The 22,944-nt window shown below is 46.1% G+C and carries 24 protein-coding genes and 1 other RNA gene; 13 read left to right on the plus strand and 12 right to left on the minus strand.

Features of this window, described 5'->3' with window-relative positions; genetic code table 11:
• Positions 1 to 47 precede the first annotated feature (47 nt).
• On the minus strand, positions 48 to 1,451 hold the full coding sequence (locus tag ABH897_RS02455) for an ammonium transporter (RefSeq protein WP_283655481.1): 1,404 nt from the start codon (positions 1,449 to 1,451) through the stop codon (positions 48 to 50).
• A gap of 295 nt (positions 1,452 to 1,746) precedes the next feature.
• Here ABH897_RS02455 and ABH897_RS02460 point away from each other — a divergent pair, with 295 nt between their 5' ends.
• Both ABH897_RS02460 and ABH897_RS02465 read left to right on the plus strand, forming a co-directional pair.
• Complete coding sequence (locus ABH897_RS02460) at positions 1,747 to 2,178, plus strand: MerR family transcriptional regulator (protein WP_044646349.1); 432 nt, start codon at positions 1,747 to 1,749, stop codon at positions 2,176 to 2,178.
• Between the two features lie 44 nt (positions 2,179 to 2,222).
• Positions 2,223 to 2,894, plus strand: a complete 672-nt coding sequence (locus ABH897_RS02465; protein ID WP_283655480.1) for a zinc metallopeptidase — start codon at positions 2,223 to 2,225, stop codon at positions 2,892 to 2,894.
• Positions 2,895 to 2,991: 97 nt separating this feature from the next.
• Here ABH897_RS02465 and gltC read toward each other — a convergent pair whose 3' ends face one another.
• Positions 2,992 to 3,921, minus strand: a complete 930-nt coding sequence (gene gltC / locus ABH897_RS02470) for a glutamate biosynthesis transcriptional regulator GltC (RefSeq protein WP_014280860.1) — start codon at positions 3,919 to 3,921, stop codon at positions 2,992 to 2,994.
• A gap of 98 nt (positions 3,922 to 4,019) precedes the next feature.
• Positions 4,020 to 4,643 carry a rhomboid family intramembrane serine protease gene (locus ABH897_RS02475; RefSeq protein ID WP_283655479.1) on the minus strand — a complete coding sequence of 208 codons (624 nt, stop codon included), beginning with the start codon at positions 4,641 to 4,643 and terminating at the stop codon, positions 4,020 to 4,022.
• A 119-nt stretch (positions 4,644 to 4,762) separates the two neighbouring features.
• Here ABH897_RS02475 and tpx point away from each other — a divergent pair, with 119 nt between their 5' ends.
• Complete coding sequence (tpx, locus tag ABH897_RS02480) at positions 4,763 to 5,281, plus strand: thiol peroxidase (protein ID WP_014280858.1); 519 nt, start codon at positions 4,763 to 4,765, stop codon at positions 5,279 to 5,281.
• A 108-nt stretch (positions 5,282 to 5,389) separates the two neighbouring features.
• Here tpx and ABH897_RS02485 read toward each other — a convergent pair whose 3' ends face one another.
• The 4 genes from ABH897_RS02485 to cshA form a co-directional block, all read right to left on the minus strand.
• Positions 5,390 to 5,782, minus strand: a complete 393-nt coding sequence (locus ABH897_RS02485) for a DUF1499 domain-containing protein (RefSeq protein ID WP_283655478.1) — start codon at positions 5,780 to 5,782, stop codon at positions 5,390 to 5,392.
• A gap of 213 nt (positions 5,783 to 5,995) precedes the next feature.
• Positions 5,996 to 6,189, minus strand: a non-coding RNA gene (ssrS, locus tag ABH897_RS02490) — 6S RNA.
• A 52-nt stretch (positions 6,190 to 6,241) separates the two neighbouring features.
• The gene (locus tag ABH897_RS02495) at positions 6,242 to 7,009 is read right to left on the minus strand and encodes a YesL family protein (protein ID WP_283655477.1); all 768 of its coding nucleotides are present in this window, start codon (positions 7,007 to 7,009) and stop codon (positions 6,242 to 6,244) included.
• Between the two features lie 220 nt (positions 7,010 to 7,229).
• Positions 7,230 to 8,819 (minus strand): degradosome RNA helicase CshA, encoded by a 1,590-nt coding sequence (cshA, locus tag ABH897_RS02500; protein WP_404520958.1) that lies wholly within the window; start codon positions 8,817 to 8,819, stop codon positions 7,230 to 7,232.
• A 325-nt stretch (positions 8,820 to 9,144) separates the two neighbouring features.
• Here cshA and ABH897_RS02505 point away from each other — a divergent pair, with 325 nt between their 5' ends.
• The 4 genes from ABH897_RS02505 (at position 9,145) to ABH897_RS02520 (ending at position 13,305) form a co-directional block, all read left to right on the plus strand.
• A complete protein-coding gene (locus tag ABH897_RS02505; protein WP_283655475.1) occupies positions 9,145 to 9,966 on the plus strand; it encodes a YitT family protein in 822 nt (273 codons plus the stop codon).
• Between the two features lie 172 nt (positions 9,967 to 10,138).
• Positions 10,139 to 10,327: a hypothetical protein gene (locus tag ABH897_RS02510; protein WP_082067170.1), complete on the plus strand. Its 189-nt coding sequence runs from the start codon at positions 10,139 to 10,141 to the stop codon at positions 10,325 to 10,327.
• Positions 10,328 to 10,558: 231 nt separating this feature from the next.
• Positions 10,559 to 11,737, plus strand: coding sequence for a putative glycoside hydrolase (locus tag ABH897_RS02515; RefSeq protein ID WP_283655474.1), 1,179 nt, complete (start codon positions 10,559 to 10,561; stop codon positions 11,735 to 11,737).
• A 197-nt stretch (positions 11,738 to 11,934) separates the two neighbouring features.
• Positions 11,935 to 13,305 (plus strand): MATE family efflux transporter, encoded by a 1,371-nt coding sequence (locus ABH897_RS02520; protein WP_404591109.1) that lies wholly within the window; start codon positions 11,935 to 11,937, stop codon positions 13,303 to 13,305.
• Between the two features lie 12 nt (positions 13,306 to 13,317).
• Here the strand turns inward: ABH897_RS02520 and ABH897_RS02525 are convergent, their stop codons facing one another.
• From ABH897_RS02525 to ABH897_RS02545, 5 genes are all read right to left on the minus strand, one after another.
• Positions 13,318 to 13,521 (minus strand): DUF3906 family protein, encoded by a 204-nt coding sequence (locus ABH897_RS02525; RefSeq protein WP_014280850.1) that lies wholly within the window; start codon positions 13,519 to 13,521, stop codon positions 13,318 to 13,320.
• Between the two features lie 191 nt (positions 13,522 to 13,712).
• Positions 13,713 to 14,684, minus strand: a complete 972-nt coding sequence (gene pfkA, locus ABH897_RS02530; protein ID WP_283655472.1) for a 6-phosphofructokinase — start codon at positions 14,682 to 14,684, stop codon at positions 13,713 to 13,715.
• Positions 14,685 to 14,707: 23 nt separating this feature from the next.
• Positions 14,708 to 15,787 (minus strand): tetraprenyl-beta-curcumene synthase family protein, encoded by a 1,080-nt coding sequence (locus ABH897_RS02535; protein WP_283655471.1) that lies wholly within the window; start codon positions 15,785 to 15,787, stop codon positions 14,708 to 14,710.
• 225 nt (positions 15,788 to 16,012) lie between these two features.
• Entirely contained in the window at positions 16,013 to 17,428 is a 1,416-nt protein-coding gene (locus ABH897_RS02540) for an MATE family efflux transporter (RefSeq protein ID WP_404591111.1), read from the minus strand.
• 207 nt (positions 17,429 to 17,635) lie between these two features.
• Entirely contained in the window at positions 17,636 to 17,833 is a 198-nt protein-coding gene (locus tag ABH897_RS02545; RefSeq protein ID WP_010348936.1) for a cold shock domain-containing protein, read from the minus strand.
• 173 nt (positions 17,834 to 18,006) lie between these two features.
• On the opposite strand from ABH897_RS02545, the gene ABH897_RS02550 reads away from it, so the two are divergent.
• From ABH897_RS02550 to ABH897_RS02575, 6 genes are all read left to right on the plus strand, one after another.
• Positions 18,007 to 18,240, plus strand: coding sequence for a hypothetical protein (locus ABH897_RS02550; protein ID WP_044646374.1), 234 nt, complete (start codon positions 18,007 to 18,009; stop codon positions 18,238 to 18,240).
• A gap of 7 nt (positions 18,241 to 18,247) precedes the next feature.
• Positions 18,248 to 18,436, plus strand: coding sequence for a hypothetical protein (locus tag ABH897_RS02555; protein ID WP_025686450.1), 189 nt, complete (start codon positions 18,248 to 18,250; stop codon positions 18,434 to 18,436).
• A 199-nt stretch (positions 18,437 to 18,635) separates the two neighbouring features.
• Complete coding sequence (gene pepF, locus ABH897_RS02560; protein WP_404520973.1) at positions 18,636 to 20,432, plus strand: oligoendopeptidase F; 1,797 nt, start codon at positions 18,636 to 18,638, stop codon at positions 20,430 to 20,432.
• A gap of 56 nt (positions 20,433 to 20,488) precedes the next feature.
• The gene (locus ABH897_RS02565; protein ID WP_283655468.1) at positions 20,489 to 20,911 is read left to right on the plus strand and encodes a LapA family protein; all 423 of its coding nucleotides are present in this window, start codon (positions 20,489 to 20,491) and stop codon (positions 20,909 to 20,911) included.
• Positions 20,912 to 20,925: 14 nt separating this feature from the next.
• Positions 20,926 to 21,963: a M42 family metallopeptidase gene (locus ABH897_RS02570; protein ID WP_404591113.1), complete on the plus strand. Its 1,038-nt coding sequence runs from the start codon at positions 20,926 to 20,928 to the stop codon at positions 21,961 to 21,963.
• Positions 21,964 to 22,035: 72 nt separating this feature from the next.
• Positions 22,036 to 22,935 (plus strand): LysR substrate-binding domain-containing protein, encoded by a 900-nt coding sequence (locus ABH897_RS02575; RefSeq protein ID WP_283655466.1) that lies wholly within the window; start codon positions 22,036 to 22,038, stop codon positions 22,933 to 22,935.
• The last annotated feature ends 9 nt before the right edge of the window (positions 22,936 to 22,944 follow it).

The following is a 22,944-nucleotide window of genomic DNA, read 5'->3' on the forward strand; positions in this document are numbered from 1 at the left end:
CTTCCATCTCCTCCGCTCATCCTTACTGGCTCTTTATATTTTACATATTAGCTTACAGTCCCAGAACGCTTTTCAGCCTCGGCAACCAGTTTCATTTGCTCAGGATAGCCGTACGTACCATGCTCGCTTATATCCAGCCCCATCGTTTCTTCTTCTTCCGTAACACGAATTCCCATAATGGCTTTCATCGCACCCAGAATAATAAAGGAAATAACGAATACGAAAGCAAATGTCCCTACCAGTCCAAGCAACTGTACTCCCAATTGCGTAAATCCGCCACCATAGAATAACCCGGCTTGACCAACCCCTGTTATTTTCACCAGCTCAGGAGTAGCGAACAATCCTGTGGATATCGCCCCCCACATCCCTGCAATACCATGAACGGAAAATGCATATACCGGATCATCTACTCTTGCACGCTCAAACCATTGTGCTGTGAAGAAGGTAATAATCCCTGCTACCGCACCGATGACCAGAGCCGCCCAAGGAGCTACAAATGCGCACGCCCCTGTTATTGCGACCAAAGCCGCCAGTACACCGTTCAGCATGGACGGAATATCCGCTTTTCCATAGACCATCCAGGATACCAGCAGGGCAAATACTCCACCTGCCGCCGCAGCAAGATTCGTGGTTACCGCCACATACCCGAAGAAACCGTCATTCATGGCCGATACAGCACTACCCGGATTAAATCCAAACCAGCCAAACCAGAGAATAATAACACCCAGTATGGAATACACCTGATTATGTCCAGGAATAATATTCGGCTTGCCGTCTTTATTGAACTTGCCCAAACGCGGTTTCAGCAGCAGTGTAGCGACAAGTGCCGCCGTAGCGCCTGTCAGATGGACTACCGTCGAACCGGCATAATCCTGCATGCCCAGCTTGCCAAGCCAGCCGCCGCCCCATACCCAGTGAGCTACAACCGGATAGATTATGATGGAGAACAAGATACCGAAAATGATGTATACACTTAATTTTGCACGCTCTGCCATTCCCCCACATGCGATAGAAAGAGACACAGCAGCAAAAGCAAAGTGGAACAAAAACATGATTGTAATCGGAACATCCAGACCTGAAAGGGAGTCAAACGATACAGCAGCATCCGTGCCGCTCATGAAGAAACCCGTCAACCCCATAAATCCGTTGCCGCCATCGTTACCGAAGCCTAGCCCGAACCCGAGAGCCCAGAATGACAATGCAGCAACGCCCGTGGTGAGTATCGTTTTACCAGCGACATGCCCCGCATTCTTCATTCGTGTGGAGCCAGCCTCCAGCAATGCAAATCCCGCCTGCATGAAAAACACAAGAATAAATGCCAAGAAGGTAAACGCCGTGTTTAATCCAGCTTGAAGCTGAATATTTGTCGGACCATCAGCAGCGAATGCCCCCACTGGAAAAGCCAGTACCGTCAGCATGGCCAGTAATGCAACAAACCACTTTTTTCTCATGAAGCCCACTCCCTCGAATGTTAAGTTTCTTTACACTTCGTGAAATTCTTATTGTCATTATAATCAGAATACATGAAACTTGACAAGATTTTTTTTATTAACTGAAAAAAATTAGATATATAACTTCCAATGTCATGTTTACTAACTATTAAAGTAGCTTGTATCATACCCTAAAAAAGCATGACGTTTGACTGTACGGTTGGGAATCATGTAAAATATTTTTATAAGCACTCTGTTTGCAGATGCGTAATATGGAAGGCTGAATGAAGAGCGCGAGGTGAGGACAGATGGGGATATGAAGCTATTTCGAATTGGCGAGCTAGCCAAGACGGCTGGTGTCAGCGAACGGACCATTGATTATTATACGAAGCTTGGTTTGATCACACCTGAAGAACGATCTTTGAAAAATTATCGGCTATACAATGATGAAACTTTAAAAAGGCTTGAACGTATTAACCAAATGAAACAAGAGAAGTATAGCCTCGAGGAAATCAAACAGACATTAATGAAGTGGAATTCGGTTTCAGGCGAAGAGCACGTCACCGACAAGCTGACAAGTCTGGAGATGCACATGCAGCGCCTGGAGCGCGAAGTCAATGAGCTACAACCTCTTTTGGGGCAGCTCAAGCCCGTTCAAGCGCGTAAGCTGCTTACTGGTCTACTACCGCAAAGCGCCGCTTGTATCGAAGCTCTGAAGTATTTGCTGGAGCATAGCTCTATGATGTAAATTTCCAGGCTATACTGATGAAATAATATTGGAGGGTTGCTTTTATGATGGGGATGTATCTATTGATTATTCTTGCGTTCGGCTTATCCTTATGGGCGCAATTTCGTGTTAAAGGTACCTTTAATAAATGGTCTGATGTTCCTAACGAAAACGGCATGACAGGCTACGATGCCGCCCGGCACATGCTGGATCGCAACGGTTTGCATGATGTGCCCATTGAACCTGTGCCCGGTGCGTTATCTGACCACTATGATCCGATGCAACGAGTAGTACGCTTGTCCGAGCCTGTATATTATGAAAAATCTATTTCCGCAGTTGCAGTGGCTTGTCACGAGGTCGGTCATGCGATTCAGCATAAAGAGCATTATCCTATGCTGGCGCTGCGTCACCGGATTTTCCCGATTGTCAACTTCGCATCCGGTCTTGCACCGTTTCTGCTGATTGCCGGGTTCTTGTTCAGCTACACTAACCTGATTGGCTTAGGCATTATCTTTTTCTCGGCTACTGTCGCTTTTCAATTAATTACATTGCCAGTCGAATTTAATGCTTCCAACCGAGCCCGTGAAATTATGGTGTCCGAAGGATTTATCCGCAGTGATGAAGAACGAGGTGTAGCTAAAGTATTGAATGCCGCTGCATTAACATATGTGGCCGCCGCTCTCGTTTCCTTGCTGGAGCTGATTCGCTTGATCGGTATCTTCAACAGCCGTGACTAATCGCTTTTGTAGCAAAAAAAAGGTTGTTCCTCCGCCATGATGATGGTAGGGGAACAACCTTTTTATATTTTATCCAATTCCTTTACTCGCCTGTCCGTTAGTCCGCTTTAGCACTTCCATCCGTCACAGTGCCACTACCTTGAAGACCAAAATATTGCAACAAAAAAGTACGGAACGATTTGGCAACCAACGGAAGCTTGTCATCTCTACGGTGAATTAAGCCAATGGTTCGCGTCACTTCAGGATCAACAATCGACACTCTCGCAGGTTGGAGCGGATTGGTTTGGAACAACGCCATCTCCGGCAAAAGGCTGACCCCCATGCCTGCGGCAACTAATCCGCGGATCGTATCCGTCTCCTCGCCTTCAAAAGCGATGTCCGGCGTAAATCCAGCCTCCAGACAAGCCTGCCAGACAATCGGACGCAAAGAGTAACCATCTCTGAACAGAATGAACTTTTCTCCTTTAAGCTGATCCAGCGTGATGTGCCCGGCTGAAGCCAAAGGATGGTTAGGGGGCAGGACCGCAAACAGTTCCTCAGTCAACACCACATCGCCCTCGACATGATCATGACGATCCGGAAAAGGGGATACAAAAGCCAAATCCACCTCACCCGCTAACACATCACGGATCAAACTTGGGTACATCCCCTGTTTAAATCTAAATTTAACATTCGGATACCGTTTACGAAATTCAGCTACAACCGTAGGAATAAGATGAATGCCCAAACTGTGCGGGAAGCCTATACGAATTTCTCCACCCTCCGGGTCTAAAAACTCATGAACCTCCAGAACAGCCCGCTCCAAATCCTTTATAATCGTTTCAACCCGCTTGCAAAATAACTGCCCCACCGGTGTAAGCTGCAAGTTGCGGCCCTTTTGCATAAAAAGGTTCACACCCAGCTCCTCTTCAAGCTGATGAATTTGCCGACTGACCGCAGATTGCGCCACATGCAGCTCCTCGGCCGCCTGAGTGACATGTTCCTTTTGCGCTACCTTCATAAAGTATTGCAACTGTCGTAGTTCCACTCCGTTATTCGCTCCAATCTGTTTTTCAACATCAGGAAGAAGAGGTTAGGTGAACCTCTCCCTCTTCCTTGCTCTGCTGACTTACGGTAAAGCTGTCTTTAGTGACGTTTACGTTGGCCAGTCAATCTGATCATCAATCCATACAGGAAAAACCCGCTGAGCAGTCCTCCAAAATGGGCGGTCCAGTTAATGTTCGCCACAGCAAACGAAAACAGGATACCAAAGCCGAGCAGCGTGTACAGTGTTTTGCGCGAAGCCTCATCCATAAGCGTCCGCTGGAACAGGGCAACGTACAGAAATGCACCGTAGATGCCATATATCGCTCCTGAGGCCCCTACAGAGACCGTAGTTTCCGCTACCATGTTGTAATGCGCAATGGACATTACGTTTCCTACAATGCCTGTAGCAAGGTACAACAGCGCGTATCGAAAGGACCCTAGCAGACGTTCCAGCGGTGGAGCAAATACGAGAATCGCAAAGGAATTAAAGAAAAGATGATCAAACCCCGCGTGTAAAAACATAGCTGACACATACCGCCATAACTGGTTGGTAAAGGGATCCTCATTGATCAAGGCTCCATACCGAATCAGTGTTAAACTATTTTCCGATCCACCATGAACAGTCAGCACAATAAACATCACGATATTGATAAGCAGAATCAAACAGGTTACCGGGTAAAAACGTAAATAACTTTTCCAGTTCTCATAACGTAAAAAAATCAAGGCAATCCTTCCTTCATGGGTGTCTCCACCTTATTCAAATTGGACAATGTCTTTTATAAAAGATTATAATAGATTTCGGCACCGATAACCAATGCTAAAAACCAAGGAGGCTATTACATATGGCACAAGAACGTAAAGAAGTTGCTACTTTTAAAGGCAATCCTTTGACTCTCGTGGGTCCTGAACTGAAAGTTGGAGATCAGGCACCTGATTTTAAATTGCAAAAAAATCTGCTGGAAGCTGCTACGCTTCAAGACTTTGCAGGTAAAGTCAAGCTAATCAGCGTTGTTCCTTCTCTTGATACAGGCGTGTGTGACGCACAAACCCGTCGTTTTAATCAAGAAGCGGATTCTCTTGGGGACCAAGTCGTGATACTGACTGTCAGCGTCGATCTGCCGTTCGCCCAAGCTCGTTGGTGTGGTGCTGCGGGCATTGACCGTGTATTGACACTATCCGATTACAAGGACCATTCCTTTGGAGAGGCCTATGGCGTGTTCATTAAGGAATTCCACCTGGATCATCGCGCTATTTTCGTTATTGATCAAAACGATAAAATCGCTTATGTAGAATACTTGAGCGAAATGTCTGAGCATCCTGACTATGAGCAAGCGATTGCAGCGGTGAAGAAGCTCGTTTAATTCATGTCACTTACGTTGTGTGATTCGAATATTAAAAAAGCGAGTGAAGGACTGCCTTCCTCGCTTTTTTTACGTTTATCTGTCACTTTGCTGCCCACATGTCTGCAATCACTGTACAACCTTATAAGCGGACAGTTTCTTGTCAATCACAGCGAACAACTGCAAAATAATGCGATAATTTGCACCCATGTCCCCCAGCGATCCGCGCGAAGCGGAATAAATATCCACAGCGCTCCGAACTGGCGAGACGGACAATATAGAAACGGTAATGTCCACAGTTCTGCCGAATGCTGTTCGCTTCTCAAGCGTAATCTCACCTACGGAGGGCACTTCATGCAGCACCTTGTAGCCAGGAATCTTTTTTAAAACGGACGATACCTCTTCCCAGGCCTTGTCCCTCGATAAGTTATAATAGCGCGTCTTCATTTGGGGGTCTTTGACCCGGTCGCTTGTACCTTCTTGGCTGCGCACAATCCCTACCAGAGTCCTCTTCAACGACAAGACATTTCCTCCTTCATGATAATCGTTGCTGAATACAGCACATCGATTTCCCTTTGCTGCAAGCGCTTTTATAAAAAAGTTAAAACAACAAAGTAAACCCGATCATACCTGCGGTATGCGATTGAGTACCTTATTTCTTATTTTAGCATTGTTACATACAAAAAACACCCTGTTTCTGCACGGAGCAGTATCAGGGTGTGTTGATTACGTTATAGAGTACCCGCCGATGCCGTCCGACCATAGCGTCTTCTGAACCTGCTTAAGCAGGTGGGTGACCGCAGGACAAACTTTTGAAGTCCCCTTGTCAGAATTGACAGGGCTTTTCAGCTGTCCACCCGTATTGATCTCCCTAGACATTGTCATTGGTTCAAAACAACAAATGACCGTAACGTGCATCGCAGGATGTGACCTTATTATAGCGCTTCTCACTTGGAAAGTAAATGCTAGGAGAAATCTGTTTTATTTTTGGAGGTTATCACTTTTCTTGTCTTCCGTGCTTGCTGCTTCTTCGTCTTTCTGTTTCATTTTTTCCATCTGATCCTGCATTTTGAGGAACGTTCCATAAAAATTAAAGAAAGCAAACCAGGCTACCACACTACCAATGAAGAACAAGAACAGCACAGGGTATTTGACCCCGATAAAGATAACAACCGCGCTGCCGAGCAAGGTAGAAAATACACGGAACGGTCGAATGAGCGTCAGCAAGACCGCATTTTTGATCAGTTGTCCGATGGACATATGATAATGAGCAACCATCGAGAAAAAGTTAAACATGGATACGAGCAAAATAATCATGAGAATAAGCATGATAATGCCTACAATTTGCAAATTGTTGAGCTGCGTCATATACACGGTATAATCCACATACATAATGACAAACAGCAGCGTGTAAAAGATGCCTCCGATCAGGCTCTGCTTGTAGTTTTCCTTGTATCCTTTAAAAAAGGTACGAAACACACCTGCATCCGTATCGCCCATTACCCATTTGCGAACGACGCTAAACATGGCCGATGTAGCCGGGAATAAAGTAAGCGGTGCCAAAACAGCCATCGCCCAGTTCATTTGTAAAGATTCATTAGCCAAGTTCTGATTCATCACAAGTAGTTTGAGTATGAGACAGAACATAAAAGGCGACGAGCATAACACCCATAACAAATTGGTAGCCGCCAGTCGGGTAATCCATTCAGTCAGGCGATAAATACCACCCATAGCTCCTTTAAACTCCAACGTTAGTCTCTCCCTCCGCAAGCCCTGGCAGTTCCACGGCTCATGTTGCTGCGCCTGTAAATTCCGGCTGTTGACTATATCATACCGTATTTCATCCCCAATGCGCCAGTGAAATCAATACTTCAGCCGTCGAAGCAGGTTGCTAAGAATTTTATACTTTTTGATCTATAACAAAAAACCGAAGCGAGAATTCACTTCGGCTTTCCTGTTATTTCAATTCTTATTCAGAAGAGGAATCTTCGCGTCTTGCAGGACGACGAGTTTCTCCGCTACTGCTTGGACGTGGTCTGCGATCTCCGCTATTGCGGCTCGCGGAATCACGGTTGTAGCTACCGCCTTCTTTGCTGCCACGGTTGTAGCCACCATATCCGCCTTTGCTGCCACTACCACTGCCGCCAGTACGGTTGGAGTTATAACCACCGTTACTGCGTCCGCTGTAGTTAGACGGCTTGCGTCCGCCAGAACGAACATCCGGTTTACGACGTTTTGCACGAATTGGATCTTCCGGAGTCAGCTCAATAGACGCTTCTCTTTTCTCGCCAGTCATCAGCTTCAGAGCTGCGGAGAGAAGTTGTACGGAGTCATACTGCTCCAGCATTTGAATAGCCAAACCTTTGTATTCGTTCAGCTCACCGCTTTCTACAGCCTCCAGGAGACGTTCTGCGATGATGCGTTGTTTGCCTTCCAAAGCTTCAGCCAAGGTTGGAAGCGGCTTACGCGCAATTCGGTGACGAGTTACACGCTCAATGAAATGCAGATGATCAATTTCACGAGGCGTTACGAAAGACCATGCTTCCCCTTCTTTACCTGCACGTCCAGTACGTCCAATACGGTGAACATAGCTTTCTGGATCTTGTGGAAGGTCAAAGTTCACAACGTGAGATACACCGGAAACGTCCAAACCACGGGCAGCTACATCAGTTGCTACGAGCACGTCAATGCTTCCGTCGCGGAATTTGCGCATTACAGCATCACGTTGGTTCTGAGACAAGTCACCATGCAAACCGTCTGCGGAATATCCACGTTTTTGCAGAGCTTCAGCAAGCTCGTCTACCCGACGCTTGGTGCGACCAAATACGATAGCGAGTTCTGGAGATTCCATGTCGATCAAACGGCTCAAAGCTTCGAATTTTTGACGTTCAGGAACTTCAATGTAGGCCTGATCAATCAGTGGAGCACTAACTTGTTTAGGGATAACTGAAACATGCTCAGGGTTTTTAAGGAATTGTTCAGCCAGTCTTTTGATATTAGGAGGCATCGTAGCCGAGAAAAGCATCGTTTGACGCTCGTCCGGAACCTGCTTCAGAATGGATTGGATATCTTCCATAAAGCCCATATCCAACATTTCATCCGCTTCATCCAAAACGACGGTGTTTACGTCTTCCAGCTTGATGGTTTTGCGGTTAATATGGTCGAGCAAGCGACCTGGTGTACCAATGATAATTTGAGGTTTCTTTTTCAAAGCGCGAATCTGGCGCACGATATCTTGACCGCCATAGATCGGCAGGGTGCGAAGGCCTTTGAAGCGGGACAGCTTTTCGATTTCTTCAGCAACCTGAATGGCAAGCTCACGTGTAGGAGCCATAATCAGTGCTCTGATTTTGTCGTCGTTTTTAGAGATTTTGCTGATCAACGGAATACCAAAAGCTGCGGTTTTACCTGTACCTGTTTGGGCTTGGCCAATCATGTCTCTTCCTTGCAACGCAAGAGGAATGGATTGGGATTGAATCGGCGTCGCTTCTTCAAAACCTAGCTCTGTAATCGCCTCAAGTACTTTCGGTTCAAGATTAAATTCTGCAAATGTCGTCAAATTTATTCAAACTCCTTCATAATGGTGGATGTGGTGGACAATCCACAATGTTGTCTGTATTCTTAAGTAGCGATATTATTGTATAGGTTTTCCCAATACAGTAACAGTTTATTTAGGCCTATAACTGCATCTTTCTGTATAAACTCGGGTAACCTTATCCGATACATCTTAAACGAATTTATCCTTTTTAAAACAGTTTAAATTTTAAGTGTTTCTCTGGACAGAAGGTCCCTACTCAAGAATATCCACATCGCATTATAGCACAAAACAATTCATGAATACCAGCAAGTTGCTTTCCGTATATTTTAAATGAGGTGAAAAAACGTTGTTAAAAATAGTGTTAAACTGTTTTGTTGTCATTTTGGGAGCCGCTGCTATAGCAAGCGGTTTTAATCTGTTTCTCGTGCCCCACCACCTGTTGAGCGGCGGAGTAGCAGGGCTTTCCATGTTAATCGGCTACTTTACAAAATTCGATATCAGCGTGATGTATTTTGTCCTGAACATCCCGATGCTTATTGCTGGCTGGTTTATTTTGGGCAAACGATTTATTAGTATGAGCATTTTGTCTGTTGTCGCCACAACATGGATTTTGGCCTGTATTCCGGTGCAACCTCTCGTTAAAGATCCGCTGCTTGCCTCCGTTTTTGGTGGAGTACTGATTGGCGTTGGAGCAGGGATCTCCTTTCGGGTGGGGGGGTCTACTGGCGGTTTTGACATTATCGGCTCCATTGTCACCCGTTACCGCGATTTCCCTGTCGGAACTGTGCTCGTCGGTTTGAATGGACTGGTTATTCTGGCAGCGGGATATCTGAATAAAGACTGGAACATTGCCCTTGCATCCATGTTATCCATTTTCGTGACCGGCAAAGTGTTGGATCAGATTTATGTGAGCCACACCAAAATAACCGTTTACATCATCACTGAGCATACCGAGAAGCTGCTCAGCCGAATGCTGACAACGCCGCGTGGAGTAAGTAAAATTAAAATTGAAGGTGCATTTTCTCATACCGAAAAGGATATGCTGATGACAGTTACAACACGCTACGAGCTGGCAGAACTGAAACGCATTATTAAGAAAGTGGATCCTTCTGCTTTCGTTAATATCGTAGAAACGGTAGGGGTTATGGGCTCTTTCCGCCGAAGATAAGCACGAACCCAAGTGTCAAAATGCAGTTTCTGTGGTACACTATACGTGCGCTGTTCCCATATTATATAAAGACCAGCTTTACCTGCTATTTCACAGGCACTTTGCTTTTCCGATTCGTACCGAATGATTCTTATGGAATGATTCCGAGCAGGAAAGGGTGATTTTTGTGGAAATGGAAACGGTAAAACTGTCCGACATTGTCTTGAGATGGTATCCAGAAATGCTCCCGTTTCTCAAAAAGAATGAGCTGAACTCGATGATTGTACTTCGGGACGGGATGGCCATTCTCAAGCCCACGGATGCGCTCGAAATTATTCAGTACAGTATTTGTGAGCATCAGGACAATACGTATCTTCAGTAAACATCTTCATTAAATCTCTCCACCAAGTGCCGCTTCTTCCGGTCGCAATTGCGCAGCCGCGAAGAAAGCGGCATTATTTATGCCATTTTACGGATTCAATGAACAAGGGTTGGGTTAATCATGTAAGACTGTGCCTGATGATTCCAGTATTGGTTACAACCGTGTTGTTTTTCGATACATAACTTTACGTATAATCAGGTAAGCGACTTACATAAGGGAGAGAGTTAGGAAATGAATATGATTTGGGCAATTATGCTATTGGCAATGGGAATAGGCGGAAACGGGGATCATTCAGCCAACGCCCCAAATGTAAAAGATACGGTGGCAACGACAATCAGCAGCGCGATGATTCAGGCTCAGCACAGTAATATGAAGGTGGATGCCTCCAATCCTCCGGTTAAAATTGACCCACAGCCGACGACTCCTGCTATCAAGGGCATCTATGTTACGGCTTATAGTGCAGGCGGTTCGCGTATGACCCAGCTGCTTGAACTGCTCGACAAAACAGAGCTCAATTCCATGATTATTGATATTAAGGATGATGCAGGTTACATCACTTATCCAACGACCAATCCCGAGCTGCTGAAATTGGGCAAGCCGCAAAAATTCATTCGGGATATTTCCGGTTTGATGGACCGATTGAAAAAGCACAACGTGTACCCGATTGCCCGTATTGTAGTATTTAAAGATACGGTATTAGCCAACAAAAATCCCGAAATGTCCTTCCGCAATCCTGACGGCTCTGTCTGGAAAAACGGCAAGGGAGATGGGTTCGTCAATCCCTATAATAAAGAGGTTTGGGATTATAATATTGCTATCGCCAAGGAGGCGGCAAAGCTGGGCTTCAAGGAAATTCAGTTTGATTATGTACGTTTCCCTGAAGGCTTTGAAAAAAGAGCGGACAAGCTGAAATATACCAAATCCGATCAATCACGTGTGGATGCGGTCGCTGAGTTCGTGCAATATGCCCGTAAAGAGCTTGCTCCACTGGGTGTGCGGGTATCGGTAGATATTTTCGGGTATGCCGCATCCGTTCCTGCTGCGGAAGGAATCGGACAGGATTTCGCCAAAATTTCAGAAAACGTGGATGTCATTTCTCCTATGGTTTATCCAAGCCACTATACAACAGGCTGGTTCGGTGTAAAAGACCCTGACAAAAATCCGTACCAGACCATTAAAGGCTCGATGGCAGATACGCACAAAAAGCTTGACCCGACAGGCAAGCTGAAACCAATCATTCGTCCATGGATTCAGGATTTTACCGCAAGCTGGCTGGGAAGCGGTCATTATGCCAAGTATGGTAAAACCCAGGTCGAGGATCAAATTCGAGCGCTCAAGGATATGAAGGTTGACGAATATTTACTCTGGAATGCTACAAACCGCTATACTAGCGGAGTAACGTACAAATAATCCATGTATCCCGGTTTTATCATTATTTCTACACAATACACCAAATCATTTAAAGGTTTCCAAGGCTGCCCCATTCGTTTGATCATGGGTGCAGTCTTTTTTGTTGCTGTTCAAATACTGCTACATCCCTTACAATAAATACTTGACACGTTATGATATATACGATTGATAACTTCCAAGTAAGTGAGGACATAAACATGCATTTGACGCTAACTAACAGCCAAAAATGGAAGCAGCTTTTTAACATTTTGCTTCCTATTCTGGTAACACAGCTTGCACTATCCGCGATGACTTTTTTTGATACTAATATGTCGGGACACTTTTCTTCTGCCGATTTGGCTGGTGTAGCTATCGGAGTGAGTCTGTGGGTCCCTGTACAAACAGGCCTCAACGGAATACTTATGGCCATCACCCCTATTGTATCCCAATTGGTTGGAGCACAGCGCAAGGACAAGGTTTCTTACTATGTCATTCAGGCGCTGTGGCTCTCACTCACTCTATCCATGATTGTTCTGATTGCAGGTATTTTTCTCGTTAAGCCCATTCTTCACGGAATGAATCTGGAGTTGAGGGTTCATAATGTGGCCTTGTACTACCTTTGTGCGATGGCCTTCGGCATTGCCCCGCTCTTTGCCTATACGGTCCTTCGGAGCTTTATGGATGCGCTGGGACAAACTCGGTTTACAATGACCATCACGCTGATGTCGTTGCCTATCAATGTCTTGTTGAATTACTTACTTATTTATGGAAACTGGGGTTTTCCCCGTCTGGGGGGTGTGGGCTCCGGAGTAGCAACTGCCGCCACGTACTGGATTGTTATGCTTGTCGCTGGCATGACCACACATCGGGGAAAGATATTTGCCGAATACGGGGTTTTCAGCAAGATATACGGCATCGCTGCTAGCGCTTGGAAAGAGCTTATCAAAATCGGCGTACCCATCGGCTTTGCGATTTTTTTCGAGACCGCTGTCTTCGCAGCTGTTACCCTCTTCATGAGCAGTTATAATACTGCAACAATTGCGGCTCATCAGGCCGCTATGAACTTTGCGACCACGCTGTATATGATTCCACTCAGTATTTGTATGGCGCTCACAATTCTGGTTGGGTATGAGGCAGGGGCAGGACGATCGCGGGATGCAAAAATATACAGCGTAATGGGGATCAGCAGTGCGATTGGTCTGTCATTGATCACGGCTGTTGTGCTTGTGATCTGGGGCGAACAGGTCGCAAGGCTGTACTCCACCGATCCACAGGTTATTCTGTTAGCGCAACATTTCCTGCTCTATGCGATTTTCTTTCAAATATCCGACGCTATCGCTACACCTACTCAAGGAGCACTGCGTGGATATAAGGATGTAAATTCGGCCTTTCTGATTACGTTCCTGGCCTATTGGGTTATCGGACTTCCTGTAGGATATATGATCGCACGTTGGACATCATTTGGTCCCTACGGCTACTGGATTGGCTTGATTACAGGTTTGGCTGCGGGAGCAGTGGCACTTCTCTTCCGCCTGCTGGTTGTACAACGACGTTTTACCGAAAAAAAACGACACGCAGAGGCTGTTTAGCCTTTGCGTGTATCAGCGTGTTTCCATGACATAGGCAGTACCCGAAGTTATTCTTTTTTTCTCCACAATAGCTACTTCGTTCAGTTTCGGAGGATACAGAAAATGTCTCTCCACATGCTGATCCACAGCCTGAAATGCCTGCTCCTCATTTTCCGCAACGAGAATAACAGTTAAGGCTCCTTCCGAGCTGTCCACTTCGATTTTGAACAAATACATGGTTTATTTCCTCCAGATCTGCTTTAAATGTCAGGATTTTGAAAAATTTGATTCCAGCGCTCCAATTACAGGTCGCTTCTTGGATTTTTGCAAAATCCTCATGTTAAAAAATAAGCGGATGACTGGGGTCATCCGCATGAGTTTAAGAATTCCTAGATGTGAATCAATTTGTTACATAAAACGGCTATTCATTACTGGGACAAGCGCAAAGCCAGCTCGTAAAGCTCCATGTTGAATTCTTTTTTCGTATTTACGACCTTGTCAATATCAGTGGCTACCAGCTTGCCATCAATCGTTCCGCAAGCCTTGTCCGATATACCCTCAATCAATTGACGAACAGCAAAGTCACCCAAACGGCTTGCCAGATTACGGTCAAATGCGGTTGGTGTGCCTCCACGTTGAATGTGTCCAAGCACCGTTACACGCGGCTCATAATCCGGACAGTTTTCCTGGATTACCTGTGCTACGGTTTCACCTTTGCCTGCGCCTTCAGCAACGATAATGATACTGTGGCGTTTGCCGTGCTTAAAGTTTTGCTTCATCCGATCAGATACTTCATTCAGATCAAACTCTACTTCGGGCACCAAAATCGTTTCTGCGCCGGATGCCAGACCTGCATGCAAAGCAATATCGCCGCAATGACGTCCCATAACTTCTACGATAGAAGAACGTTCGTGGGATGACATCGTATCACGCAGTTTGTTGATGGCGTCCACTACGATACTAACCGCCGTATCAAAACCAATCGTATAGTCGGTGAAGGAAATGTCATTGTCAATCGTACCCGGAAGACACATGGTTTTAATTCCTTGCTTGGTCAGTTTGTTAGCCCCTTGATAGGAACCGTCGCCACCGATCACGACTACGCCATCAATTCCGCGGTTACGCAAAATTTGTGCGCCTTTTTTCTGCCCTTCTTCAGTCGTAAATTCCTTGCATCTTGCAGATTGAAGTACTGTACCCCCACGTTGGATAATATCTCCGACACTTCTCAAATCCATCGGGAAAATATCATCATTCAGCAGGCCCTGATATCCGCGCTGAACCCCGAATACTTCAAGTCCAAAATACAAGCCGCTGCGCACAACGGCGCGAACTGCGGCGTTCATCCCCTGTGAATCTCCACCACTCGTTAATACTGCGATTTTCTTAACTGCTGTCATGATTTATGACCTCCTCAAAATGTTCATAAAAGCCTTCTTATCCATCGACTGTTTAATAAGAAAAACAAACGCATGAGCGGACTGTTTTTCATTAAACGTTTCGAAACCGCGCGCACTTCCTGCTGCTCGCTAACTTTGGGGTCGGATAAATATAACGCCAGCAATCCCTCGATAATCATCCGGTGAAAGGAGCTGGCAGGGACATCTGCAATATCAACCCGCGCCCGATTCACAACGTAGGCGATCCGGTCCAGCATCATGTCGGCATCTTCATAGTAATTGCAGAAGTTAAGATCTCCGCCCTTCCGGTCTTCGTCTTGATCGATTAGATAATCCAGCAAAATATGAAGACTGCACACATGTGGAAAATACGATGCATGTATTGAGGCAGCCCCCGCATCCGTGAGATGCCGGTCGCTGGCAGCAAGAAACAGCATAAAGACCCCCAGGGTTGAACCGGTAGCCGCCGCAAATTCGTTCCAGCGCAGCTCCGGTGTACGGCCCTTATGAACCGACCACCAATCCAATAGCGCTTGTTCGCGCAATTCGGGTTTAATGTGCTTGTAAACTTGCAAATCCGTGTATAATCCCGCCAGATCCTGAACGTAAGGCATTGCCGCCTCATAGCCCGGAAGCCTGCTTACACAAGACTGACAGGTTGTCACCAGCCCGGTCAAATAACCGCCATCCTCCTGCTCACGACGCAAAGCGTAATAATTCACTGGCTTGGCTGCCGGGTTGACCGCATCCAGCATAGACTGATGCAACAGCCTGAAATCATCCGGGTCCATGGACGTGCTGCGATCACACAGGTTGTCCAGATAATCGCTAATCGTCTGGTACGCCACAATAAGCGGAATTAACGTCTGCCGGGCAGACATATTCCCTGCGGCATAAACCGCCCCGCCTACACAGTGAAACGTCTTTTCTGCTATGCTTGCAAGTGCCTGACTTCTCAGCTCGGGATCCGGAATCTGTTTAGCCTTGTGTTTCCAATTTCCCAATTCCTGCTTCGTTTCAGGGAGAATGTGCTTGTACATTCGGCTCATTAGACCTATGGGGCCTCTCGGAACTTGATAACGTCCTTGCTCAACATAACTCAAATGACGGTGCCTCCACATTGTTGTCTACGTAATTATACCTATCCAAACCATACTCATTATAATATGATCGTCCTTTTAGCACAAATGAACAACCTCACTTTTTCTTTAATATTTAAGAAAAATGAGCCATTTTCAAAAAAAATCTTTATACCTGTCATGATCAAATGCACAAAAATTGAAATTAAACAAAATTTACCCTGATTCAAAATAGGTTAAAAGCCCTGCCTATCCCTCATCCTCTACGGGCTTCAAGCCTTGAAAGGCATCCCCCATGCTGGCCTGCTTCCATTTTCCAAAAGCATAATAGAAAATGACCGCCACTGCTGAGATGGCAAAACCGACAGGAAAGCTCCACCATACAGCATCCAGACCATATTCATCGACGAACGCATAGGCCAGAGGAATACGAATGCCCCATAATGAAATGATGGTAATTAAAAGTGGCACGACTACGGAACCCGTAGATCGCACAACCCCTGTAATGACATTTGTAATACCGAATATGACAAAAGACCACAACGTAATCAGATTAATCCGCATCCCCAGTTCCAAAACGCCGCCGCTAGAAGGAAGGAACATCAGCAAGGCCTCCCGGTTGAAGATGTAAATCAATACTACTAATCCACCAGTCAGTACAAAATTGTACACAATTCCAATCCATGTGATCTTGCGCACTCGATCCCAACGCCCAGCCCCGATATTTTGTGCCGCAAAGGAAGACACAGCAGCACCCAGCGCCATGGCTGGCATCTGCACATAGCTGGACAAGTTATTTGCTGCAGTATAAGCCGCAGCCGCCACTGTCCCGTATCCGTTAATCAAGTTCATCAACGCAATTGCACTGGAGGAGACAGCAATCATTTGCAGACCCATAGGCACTCCCTTACGGATTAAGGTCCCAATAATTTCCCAATCGAATCTCAGCAAATGAAGCTCTGAAGATGTAATACGCAAAAAGCATTTTACACGGTAAAGATAAATGAGAATCAGCACAAAGCTGACCCCTTGAGCGATCAGTGTAGCCGCTGCGGAACCCCCGATGCCCATCGCGGGTATAGGTCCCCATCCAAATATTAACAGCGGGTTGAGCAGCACATCCAGTACGACAGAAACGAGTAGAAAGTAAAATGGTGTTTTGGAATCCCCCGCCCCTCTCATCATGGTCATAATATAGTTATAACCGTACAAAAAAGGCATGCCCGCAAAAATAATACGCGTATATGTGATTGCCATATCCACAGATTCAGCAGGTGTGTTCAGCACACGAAGAATCCAGGGAGATCCAAAAAATCCAATAATGCCCACAGCCAGAGCAAGTACAAGAAAAAAGACTGCACTTGTGCCTACTATACGCTTGGTTTCAGCGACATCTCCCGCACCAATCTTCTGTCCGATCATGATAGTGGCAGCCATGGTGACACCAAAGATGGCGCTGATGAGAAAAAACATAATAATGTTTCCGTTGGAAGCGGCGGTCAATGCAGCCTCGCCCAGAAACTTGCCGACCCAGATCGAATTGATCGTTCCATTCAGCGACTGTATCACGTTTCCGAACAGCATCGGCAAGGAGAATAAAAACAGTGTTTTGGCAATTGGACCTTCGGTCAAAGAAGGTTTACGACTCGCCTCTGCTGCGCTCATCTTATCAACTCCTTCAATAATAACGAATGTTTTGTTTCCATTACGGTATAATACCCTATTCCAGTTCAGCTTTCTCATATCATAAACTTTTTTACGCAAAAAAGCGCAGTCCCTTAAATTTTAAGGAACTGCGCTCTCAATTCATCGTTTAACCGTAATATATAAGACATCCGCATAAACGGAACATTTCTTACAATTCAGTTACACTTACAGTTTATTTACGTTAGCTGCTTGGGGTCCACGGTTACCTTCAGTGATTTCGAATTCAACCGCTTGACCTTCTTCCAAAGTCTTAAAGCCGTCGCCTTGGATTGCGGAGAAATGTACGAATACGTCCTCGCCACCATCCACTTGGATGAAGCCATAACCTTTTTCTGCGTTAAACCATTTTACTGTACCTTTCAAGTGAACAACCTCCTAAAAATACCGCCATCTATGGCGAATATCCATATTATACTTCATGCTTTTTCACAATGCAATTGATGTTTTGAGGGCTTTTGCAGGCTGGAATGATTTGCTTTTGCGGCGGAAACTGCGGTATCATGAACCAAAACATCTTTAAAATCGGAGACATGCATATGATGAAAAAACACGAAATATACAAAAAAGACAATTGGAACATGATGACTGTCGAGGTGCAGGGCCGTTACATCGTTCTACGGGAAATATCCGATGACTGGGGCGAAGAAGCCCACACGTTTTTGAGCCGTCCGGCGCTGATGCATTGGGCTCAAAATCGGTTTCCCAAGCAGTCCTTTCAAGATAACGAGGAAGAGTGGCAGCAGATCATGAACGCTTTCAAACAGGTATAGCGCATTCATGGTATCCAATAGCTTTCTCATCTTCATTATTCTGGCCTTTACGCTGGGCGGAGTGCTGATCATGAAACGTGATACGTTACCGGCTCCTCTCAAAAAGTGGATGGCCCTCACTGCCGTAATCATGGTTTGCTTTGCCTTTTATCTTATTGTATACAGCTTATTAAATATAGGTTCCGACCCAAGGTAAAGAAAATTATACTTTTGGGCGCAGGAGGTCATACTATGGCATAACAAGCCATGGTATAAGGAGGATATGCCGTTACATGCATGCCACAAAACCTCTTGCTCTGCTGCTCACGGTCAGCGTGGCGGTTTCTTCGTTTTGGCAGCCGCCCCGTACCGCCGCAGCCCCACCCCACATTTCGTTCGATCAGAGGAGGCTCTCCATGAGTGAAATCGTAAAACGCGCAGATGCGCCTGCGGAAAATACCTGGAAGCTAGAAGATCTGTTTCCAGACCGCAAAGCATGGGATCAAGAGTACGAAGAAGTTAAACAACTAGCCAAAAAGGCTGCACAATTCCAGGGCAAGCTGAATTCAGCCGAAGTGATTGTCAATTGCTTTAAGCTGGAAGATGAACTATCGCTCAAAACCGAGCGCGTATACGTGTACGCCCATCTACATCATGACGAGGATACCGCTGAACCTACATATCAGGGCCTTTCGCAAAAAGCCAAAAAATTAGGCGTTGAGGTCAGTGAAGCCCTGTCTTTCGTGACACCTGAAATTTTGGCGCTGCCCGACAATCAGCTCGATGCCTTGATTGAAGATCCGAAGCTGGCAGATTATCGCTTTACGCTCCAGGAAATGAAACGGGAGAAAGCGCATATTTTGGGTAAGTCGGAAGAAGCCCTGCTCGCACAGGTCGGTAACCTGGCTCAAGCACCGCAAACCATTTTCGGTATGCTGAACAATGCCGATATGAAATTCCCTAAAATCAAGGATGAAAACGGCAAAGAGGTTGAGCTAACACATGGCAGCTATATTCAATTTCTCGAAAGTCCGCACCGGGAAGTTCGTGAGCGTGCTTTTAAAGCGGTCTATGATACGTATGCCAAAAATAAAAATACGATTGCTTCCACACTGAGTGCCAATGTGAACAAAAATGTTTTTTATTCTAATATTCGCAAATACCCTTCTGTACTGGAAATGTCGTTATACGGTGACAATATCCCAAAAGAAGTGTATACCAATCTGATTGACACCATTCACGAAAGCTTGCCTTTGCTGCACCGTTATATCAAGCTGCGTAAAAAGCTGCTGGGTGTGGATGAGCTTCATATGTATGACCTGTTCGCTCCGCTTGTGGACGAATACAAGCTCGACATTTCGTTTGAAGATGCTAAAAAGCAAACGAAGGAAGGTCTAAAGCCGCTGGGCAAGGACTACCTGGCTTCGTTGCAAAAAGGCTACGATGATCGCTGGATTGATGTGTACGAAAATGAAAATAAACGTACAGGTGCATATAGCTGGGGTGCTTACGGCACTCACCCTTATGTGCTGCTGAACCATAAAGATAACCTGAACAGCATGTTTACACTCGCTCATGAGATGGGACACGCGCTGCATTCGTATTACTCGGATAATGCGTTGAAGTATCGGGATGCCCAGTACACCATTTTCCTGGCTGAAGTAGCATCGACAACGAATGAAGCGTTGCTGATGGACTACTTGCTGAAAAAGTCCACCGATCCAAAAGAGAAAATGTACCTCCTTACCTACTATGCAGACCAATTCCGCACGACGGTATTCCGTCAAACGATGTTTGCGGAGTTTGAGAAAATCGTACATGAGCGGGCAGAACAGGGAGAGTCCCTTACACCGCAGCTTCTATCAGAGATTTATTATGATCTGAATGTGAAATATCACGGCTCTGGCATGAAAGTAGACAAAGACATTGAAATGGAATGGGCGCGTATCCCCCATTTTTATAACAGCTTTTATGTCTACAAATATGCTACCGGCTTCTCTGCGGCAACCAGCTTCTCGAAACAGATTCTGGAAGAAGGCCAGCCAGCCGTTGACCGTTATTTAGGATTCCTGAAGAGCGGCGGTAGCGATTATTCGATTAATATTTTGAAGAAGGCCGGCGTGGATATGTCCTCTCCGCAACCGATTCGCGAAGCAATGAGCGTATTCGAGGAAGTTATTACGGAAATGGAAAAGCTGACCGCCGGAAAGTAAAACCATACACGATTAGAATCTGGCATTGAAACGATGCTCGGATAAATCCCTTGTCCATGACGGGCAAGGGATTTTATAATGTAGCGGAAGGAGGTGGCATTTTGAAAACACAATGGTCTTTGATTGCAGCTCTTGTTATTGCTTTGTTAACGGCTGTATTCGCTGTCATTAACGTGAAATCGGTCCAAGTAAATCTACTATTTCGTACGGTCAACGTTCCTTTGATTTTACTTATTCTCGGCTGCACTCTTCTTGGAGGGCTTATCGTCGGTTCCTTCGGTATTTTCCGTCAATATAAGCTTCAGAGAGAAATCAAACGTCTGACCACCCAGCTTCATACACTGCAAGAAGAGCACACACCCGTTGTGGAAGCATATGCGGATACGGCCTATGGCACGACGGGTTCGTCCAGCGCGGTGTCTACATCCGACAAGGTTACAGAGCAAACGTTCTCTGACCCTGACCGGTTGTCCAAATGAGGAGGAGCAACAACATGATGATTCACCTGAATGAGAATTATATAATGACCTTTCTGAATCAACTATTGAACACCCCCAGTCCCAGCGGTTACACACATCATGTGATGGAACTGATCCGTAAGGAAGCCGCAAGCCTTGGGATGCCCATAGAATGGAACGCCAAAGGCGGTGCCATCTTGACCCTGGAGGGCCATGAAAAAGACCGTACAGTTGCGCTGAGCGCGCATGTGGATACATTAGGCGCAATGATACGCTCGATTACCAGTCACGGCACCTTGCGGCTGACATCTGTCGGCGGTTTCATGATGAACAGCATCGAGAACGAATACTGCCTTATTCATACCAGAAGCAGACAAACGTATACAGGCACGATTTTGTCGAGCCATCCGTCTGTGCATGTCTATGATGATGCACGCAGCTTTGAACGCAAGGAAAGCCATATGGAGGTGCGGATCGACGAGCTTGTCGAGTCCAAAGAAGATGTGCTCCAGCTCGGCATTGCGGTAGGCGATTTTATTTCGTTTGACGCCCGTCCGGTCGTGACACCCAGCGGCTTTATCAAGTCGCGGCATCTGGATGATAAAGCTAGCGTAGCTGCGCTGTTTGGTTTATTGGAATCCGCTGTACGCGAAAACTGGAAGCCCCGTCATACTGTTAAGCTGCTCATCTCCAACTATGAGGAAGTCGGTCACGGAGCTGCTTACATCCCTGAAGGGGTCAGCGAGATGATTGCCGTCGATATGGGTTGCATAGGCGAGGATCTGAGCTGCAAGGAGACGGATGTATCCATTTGTGCCAAGGATTCTTCCGGACCTTATGATTATGACATGACGACTCGTCTGATTGAGCTGGCCAAGGAGCTGAATATCCCGTATGAGGTTGATATTTATCCGCACTATGGTTCTGACGCTTCGGCTGCGCTGAAAGCAGGTAACAATATCCGTGCTGCGCTGATCGGCCCTGGCGTACACGCCTCCCATGCGATGGAGCGTACGCACAAGCAGGCTGTGGTGAACACTGCTCGTCTGCTTGCCGCTTATGTGACGGTTTAATCCGAACAATGACGACCGACCTGTTCCACTGAGAATAGGTCGGCGAAGGCTTGGCGAAAGGAAATCACAACTATGGATCTGAAGAAACTACGTTACTTTATCGCAGTCGCAGAAGAACTACATTTTAATCGTGCTGCAAAAAAACTGAATATCACCCAGCCCCCCTTGAGCCAACAAATCCAAAGCCTTGAGGAAGAGCTTGGCGTGAAACTTTTGGAACGAACCAAAAGGCAAGTTCGACTTACGTCCGCAGGAGCCATCTTTTTAGAAGAATCCAGAAACATGGTTTCTCAATTGGAAAAATCCATTAAAATGACACAGCTTGCAAGTCAGGGAAAATTCGGACATTTATCCATCGCTTTTGTTGATTCGGCATCTGGCAGTCTGATGGTTAACGCCTTAAAGAAATTCCGGGAGCGTTTTCCAGACGTGAAGCTTACGTTGTTTGAAATGACATCTGCCCAACAACTGAAAGCCATACACGACGGCAAAGTTCATGTGGGCTTCCTGCGCTGGGCAGATCCATCTATACATATCACCTCTCAACTCTACACCAACGAATCACTCATCGCCGTACTTCCCGCAACACACCCGCTAGCCCACCACTTAACCTTGTCTTTACGTTCTTTAGCGGAAGAATCTTTTATCTTGTCTCCACCTCATATGGGAGCGTCTTTTCATGACCTCATATTAGACTTTTGCAGACAACACGGCTTCCAGCCCCAAATCGTACAGGAAGCCGTTCAAATGTATACAATCGTTAACTTGGTAGCTGCTGGTATAGGCATATCCATTGTTCCCTCTTCCGTTTCTGTTTTCCAACGCAGTGATGTCGTATTTCGTTCTTTTCGCGAAGATTCTCCGTCCGTCCCACTTTACGCTGCATGGAAAACAGATGCGAATGACGCTGTTCTGACTCGTTTTCTGGAGGTGGTTGAAGAAACAGCTTGTAGTGAGCAATTAGGCATGTAAACTACCATC

The sequence above is a fragment of the Paenibacillus sp. RC73 genome (assembly GCF_044908085.1).
Lineage (GTDB): Bacteria > Bacillota > Bacilli > Paenibacillales > Paenibacillaceae > Paenibacillus > Paenibacillus terrae_A.

Excerpts from the sequence above, each read along its gene's own strand:
- ABH897_RS02455 (WP_283655481.1), bottom strand. The coding sequence starts at position 1,451 with ATGAGAAAAAAGTGGTTTGTTGCATTACTGGCCATGCTGACGGTACTG.
- ABH897_RS02460 (WP_044646349.1), top strand. The coding sequence starts at position 1,747 with ATGAAGCTATTTCGAATTGGCGAGCTAGCCAAGACGGCTGGTGTCAGC.
- ABH897_RS02465 (WP_283655480.1), top strand. The coding sequence starts at position 2,223 with ATGATGGGGATGTATCTATTGATTATTCTTGCGTTCGGCTTATCCTTA.
- tpx (WP_014280858.1), top strand. The coding sequence starts at position 4,763 with ATGGCACAAGAACGTAAAGAAGTTGCTACTTTTAAAGGCAATCCTTTG.
- ABH897_RS02510 (WP_082067170.1), top strand. The coding sequence starts at position 10,139 with ATGGAAACGGTAAAACTGTCCGACATTGTCTTGAGATGGTATCCAGAA.
- ABH897_RS02515 (WP_283655474.1), top strand. The coding sequence starts at position 10,559 with ATGAATATGATTTGGGCAATTATGCTATTGGCAATGGGAATAGGCGGA.
- ABH897_RS02520 (WP_404591109.1), top strand. The coding sequence starts at position 11,935 with ATGCATTTGACGCTAACTAACAGCCAAAAATGGAAGCAGCTTTTTAAC.
- ABH897_RS02525 (WP_014280850.1), bottom strand. The coding sequence starts at position 13,521 with ATGTATTTGTTCAAAATCGAAGTGGACAGCTCGGAAGGAGCCTTAACT.
- pfkA (WP_283655472.1), bottom strand. The coding sequence starts at position 14,684 with ATGACAGCAGTTAAGAAAATCGCAGTATTAACGAGTGGTGGAGATTCA.
- ABH897_RS02540 (WP_404591111.1), bottom strand. The coding sequence starts at position 17,428 with ATGAGCGCAGCAGAGGCGAGTCGTAAACCTTCTTTGACCGAAGGTCCA.
- ABH897_RS02550 (WP_044646374.1), top strand. The coding sequence starts at position 18,007 with ATGATGAAAAAACACGAAATATACAAAAAAGACAATTGGAACATGATG.
- ABH897_RS02555 (WP_025686450.1), top strand. The coding sequence starts at position 18,248 with ATGGTATCCAATAGCTTTCTCATCTTCATTATTCTGGCCTTTACGCTG.
- pepF (WP_404520973.1), top strand. The coding sequence starts at position 18,636 with ATGAGTGAAATCGTAAAACGCGCAGATGCGCCTGCGGAAAATACCTGG.
- ABH897_RS02565 (WP_283655468.1), top strand. The coding sequence starts at position 20,489 with ATGACGGGCAAGGGATTTTATAATGTAGCGGAAGGAGGTGGCATTTTG.
- ABH897_RS02570 (WP_404591113.1), top strand. The coding sequence starts at position 20,926 with ATGATGATTCACCTGAATGAGAATTATATAATGACCTTTCTGAATCAA.
- ABH897_RS02575 (WP_283655466.1), top strand. The coding sequence starts at position 22,036 with ATGGATCTGAAGAAACTACGTTACTTTATCGCAGTCGCAGAAGAACTA.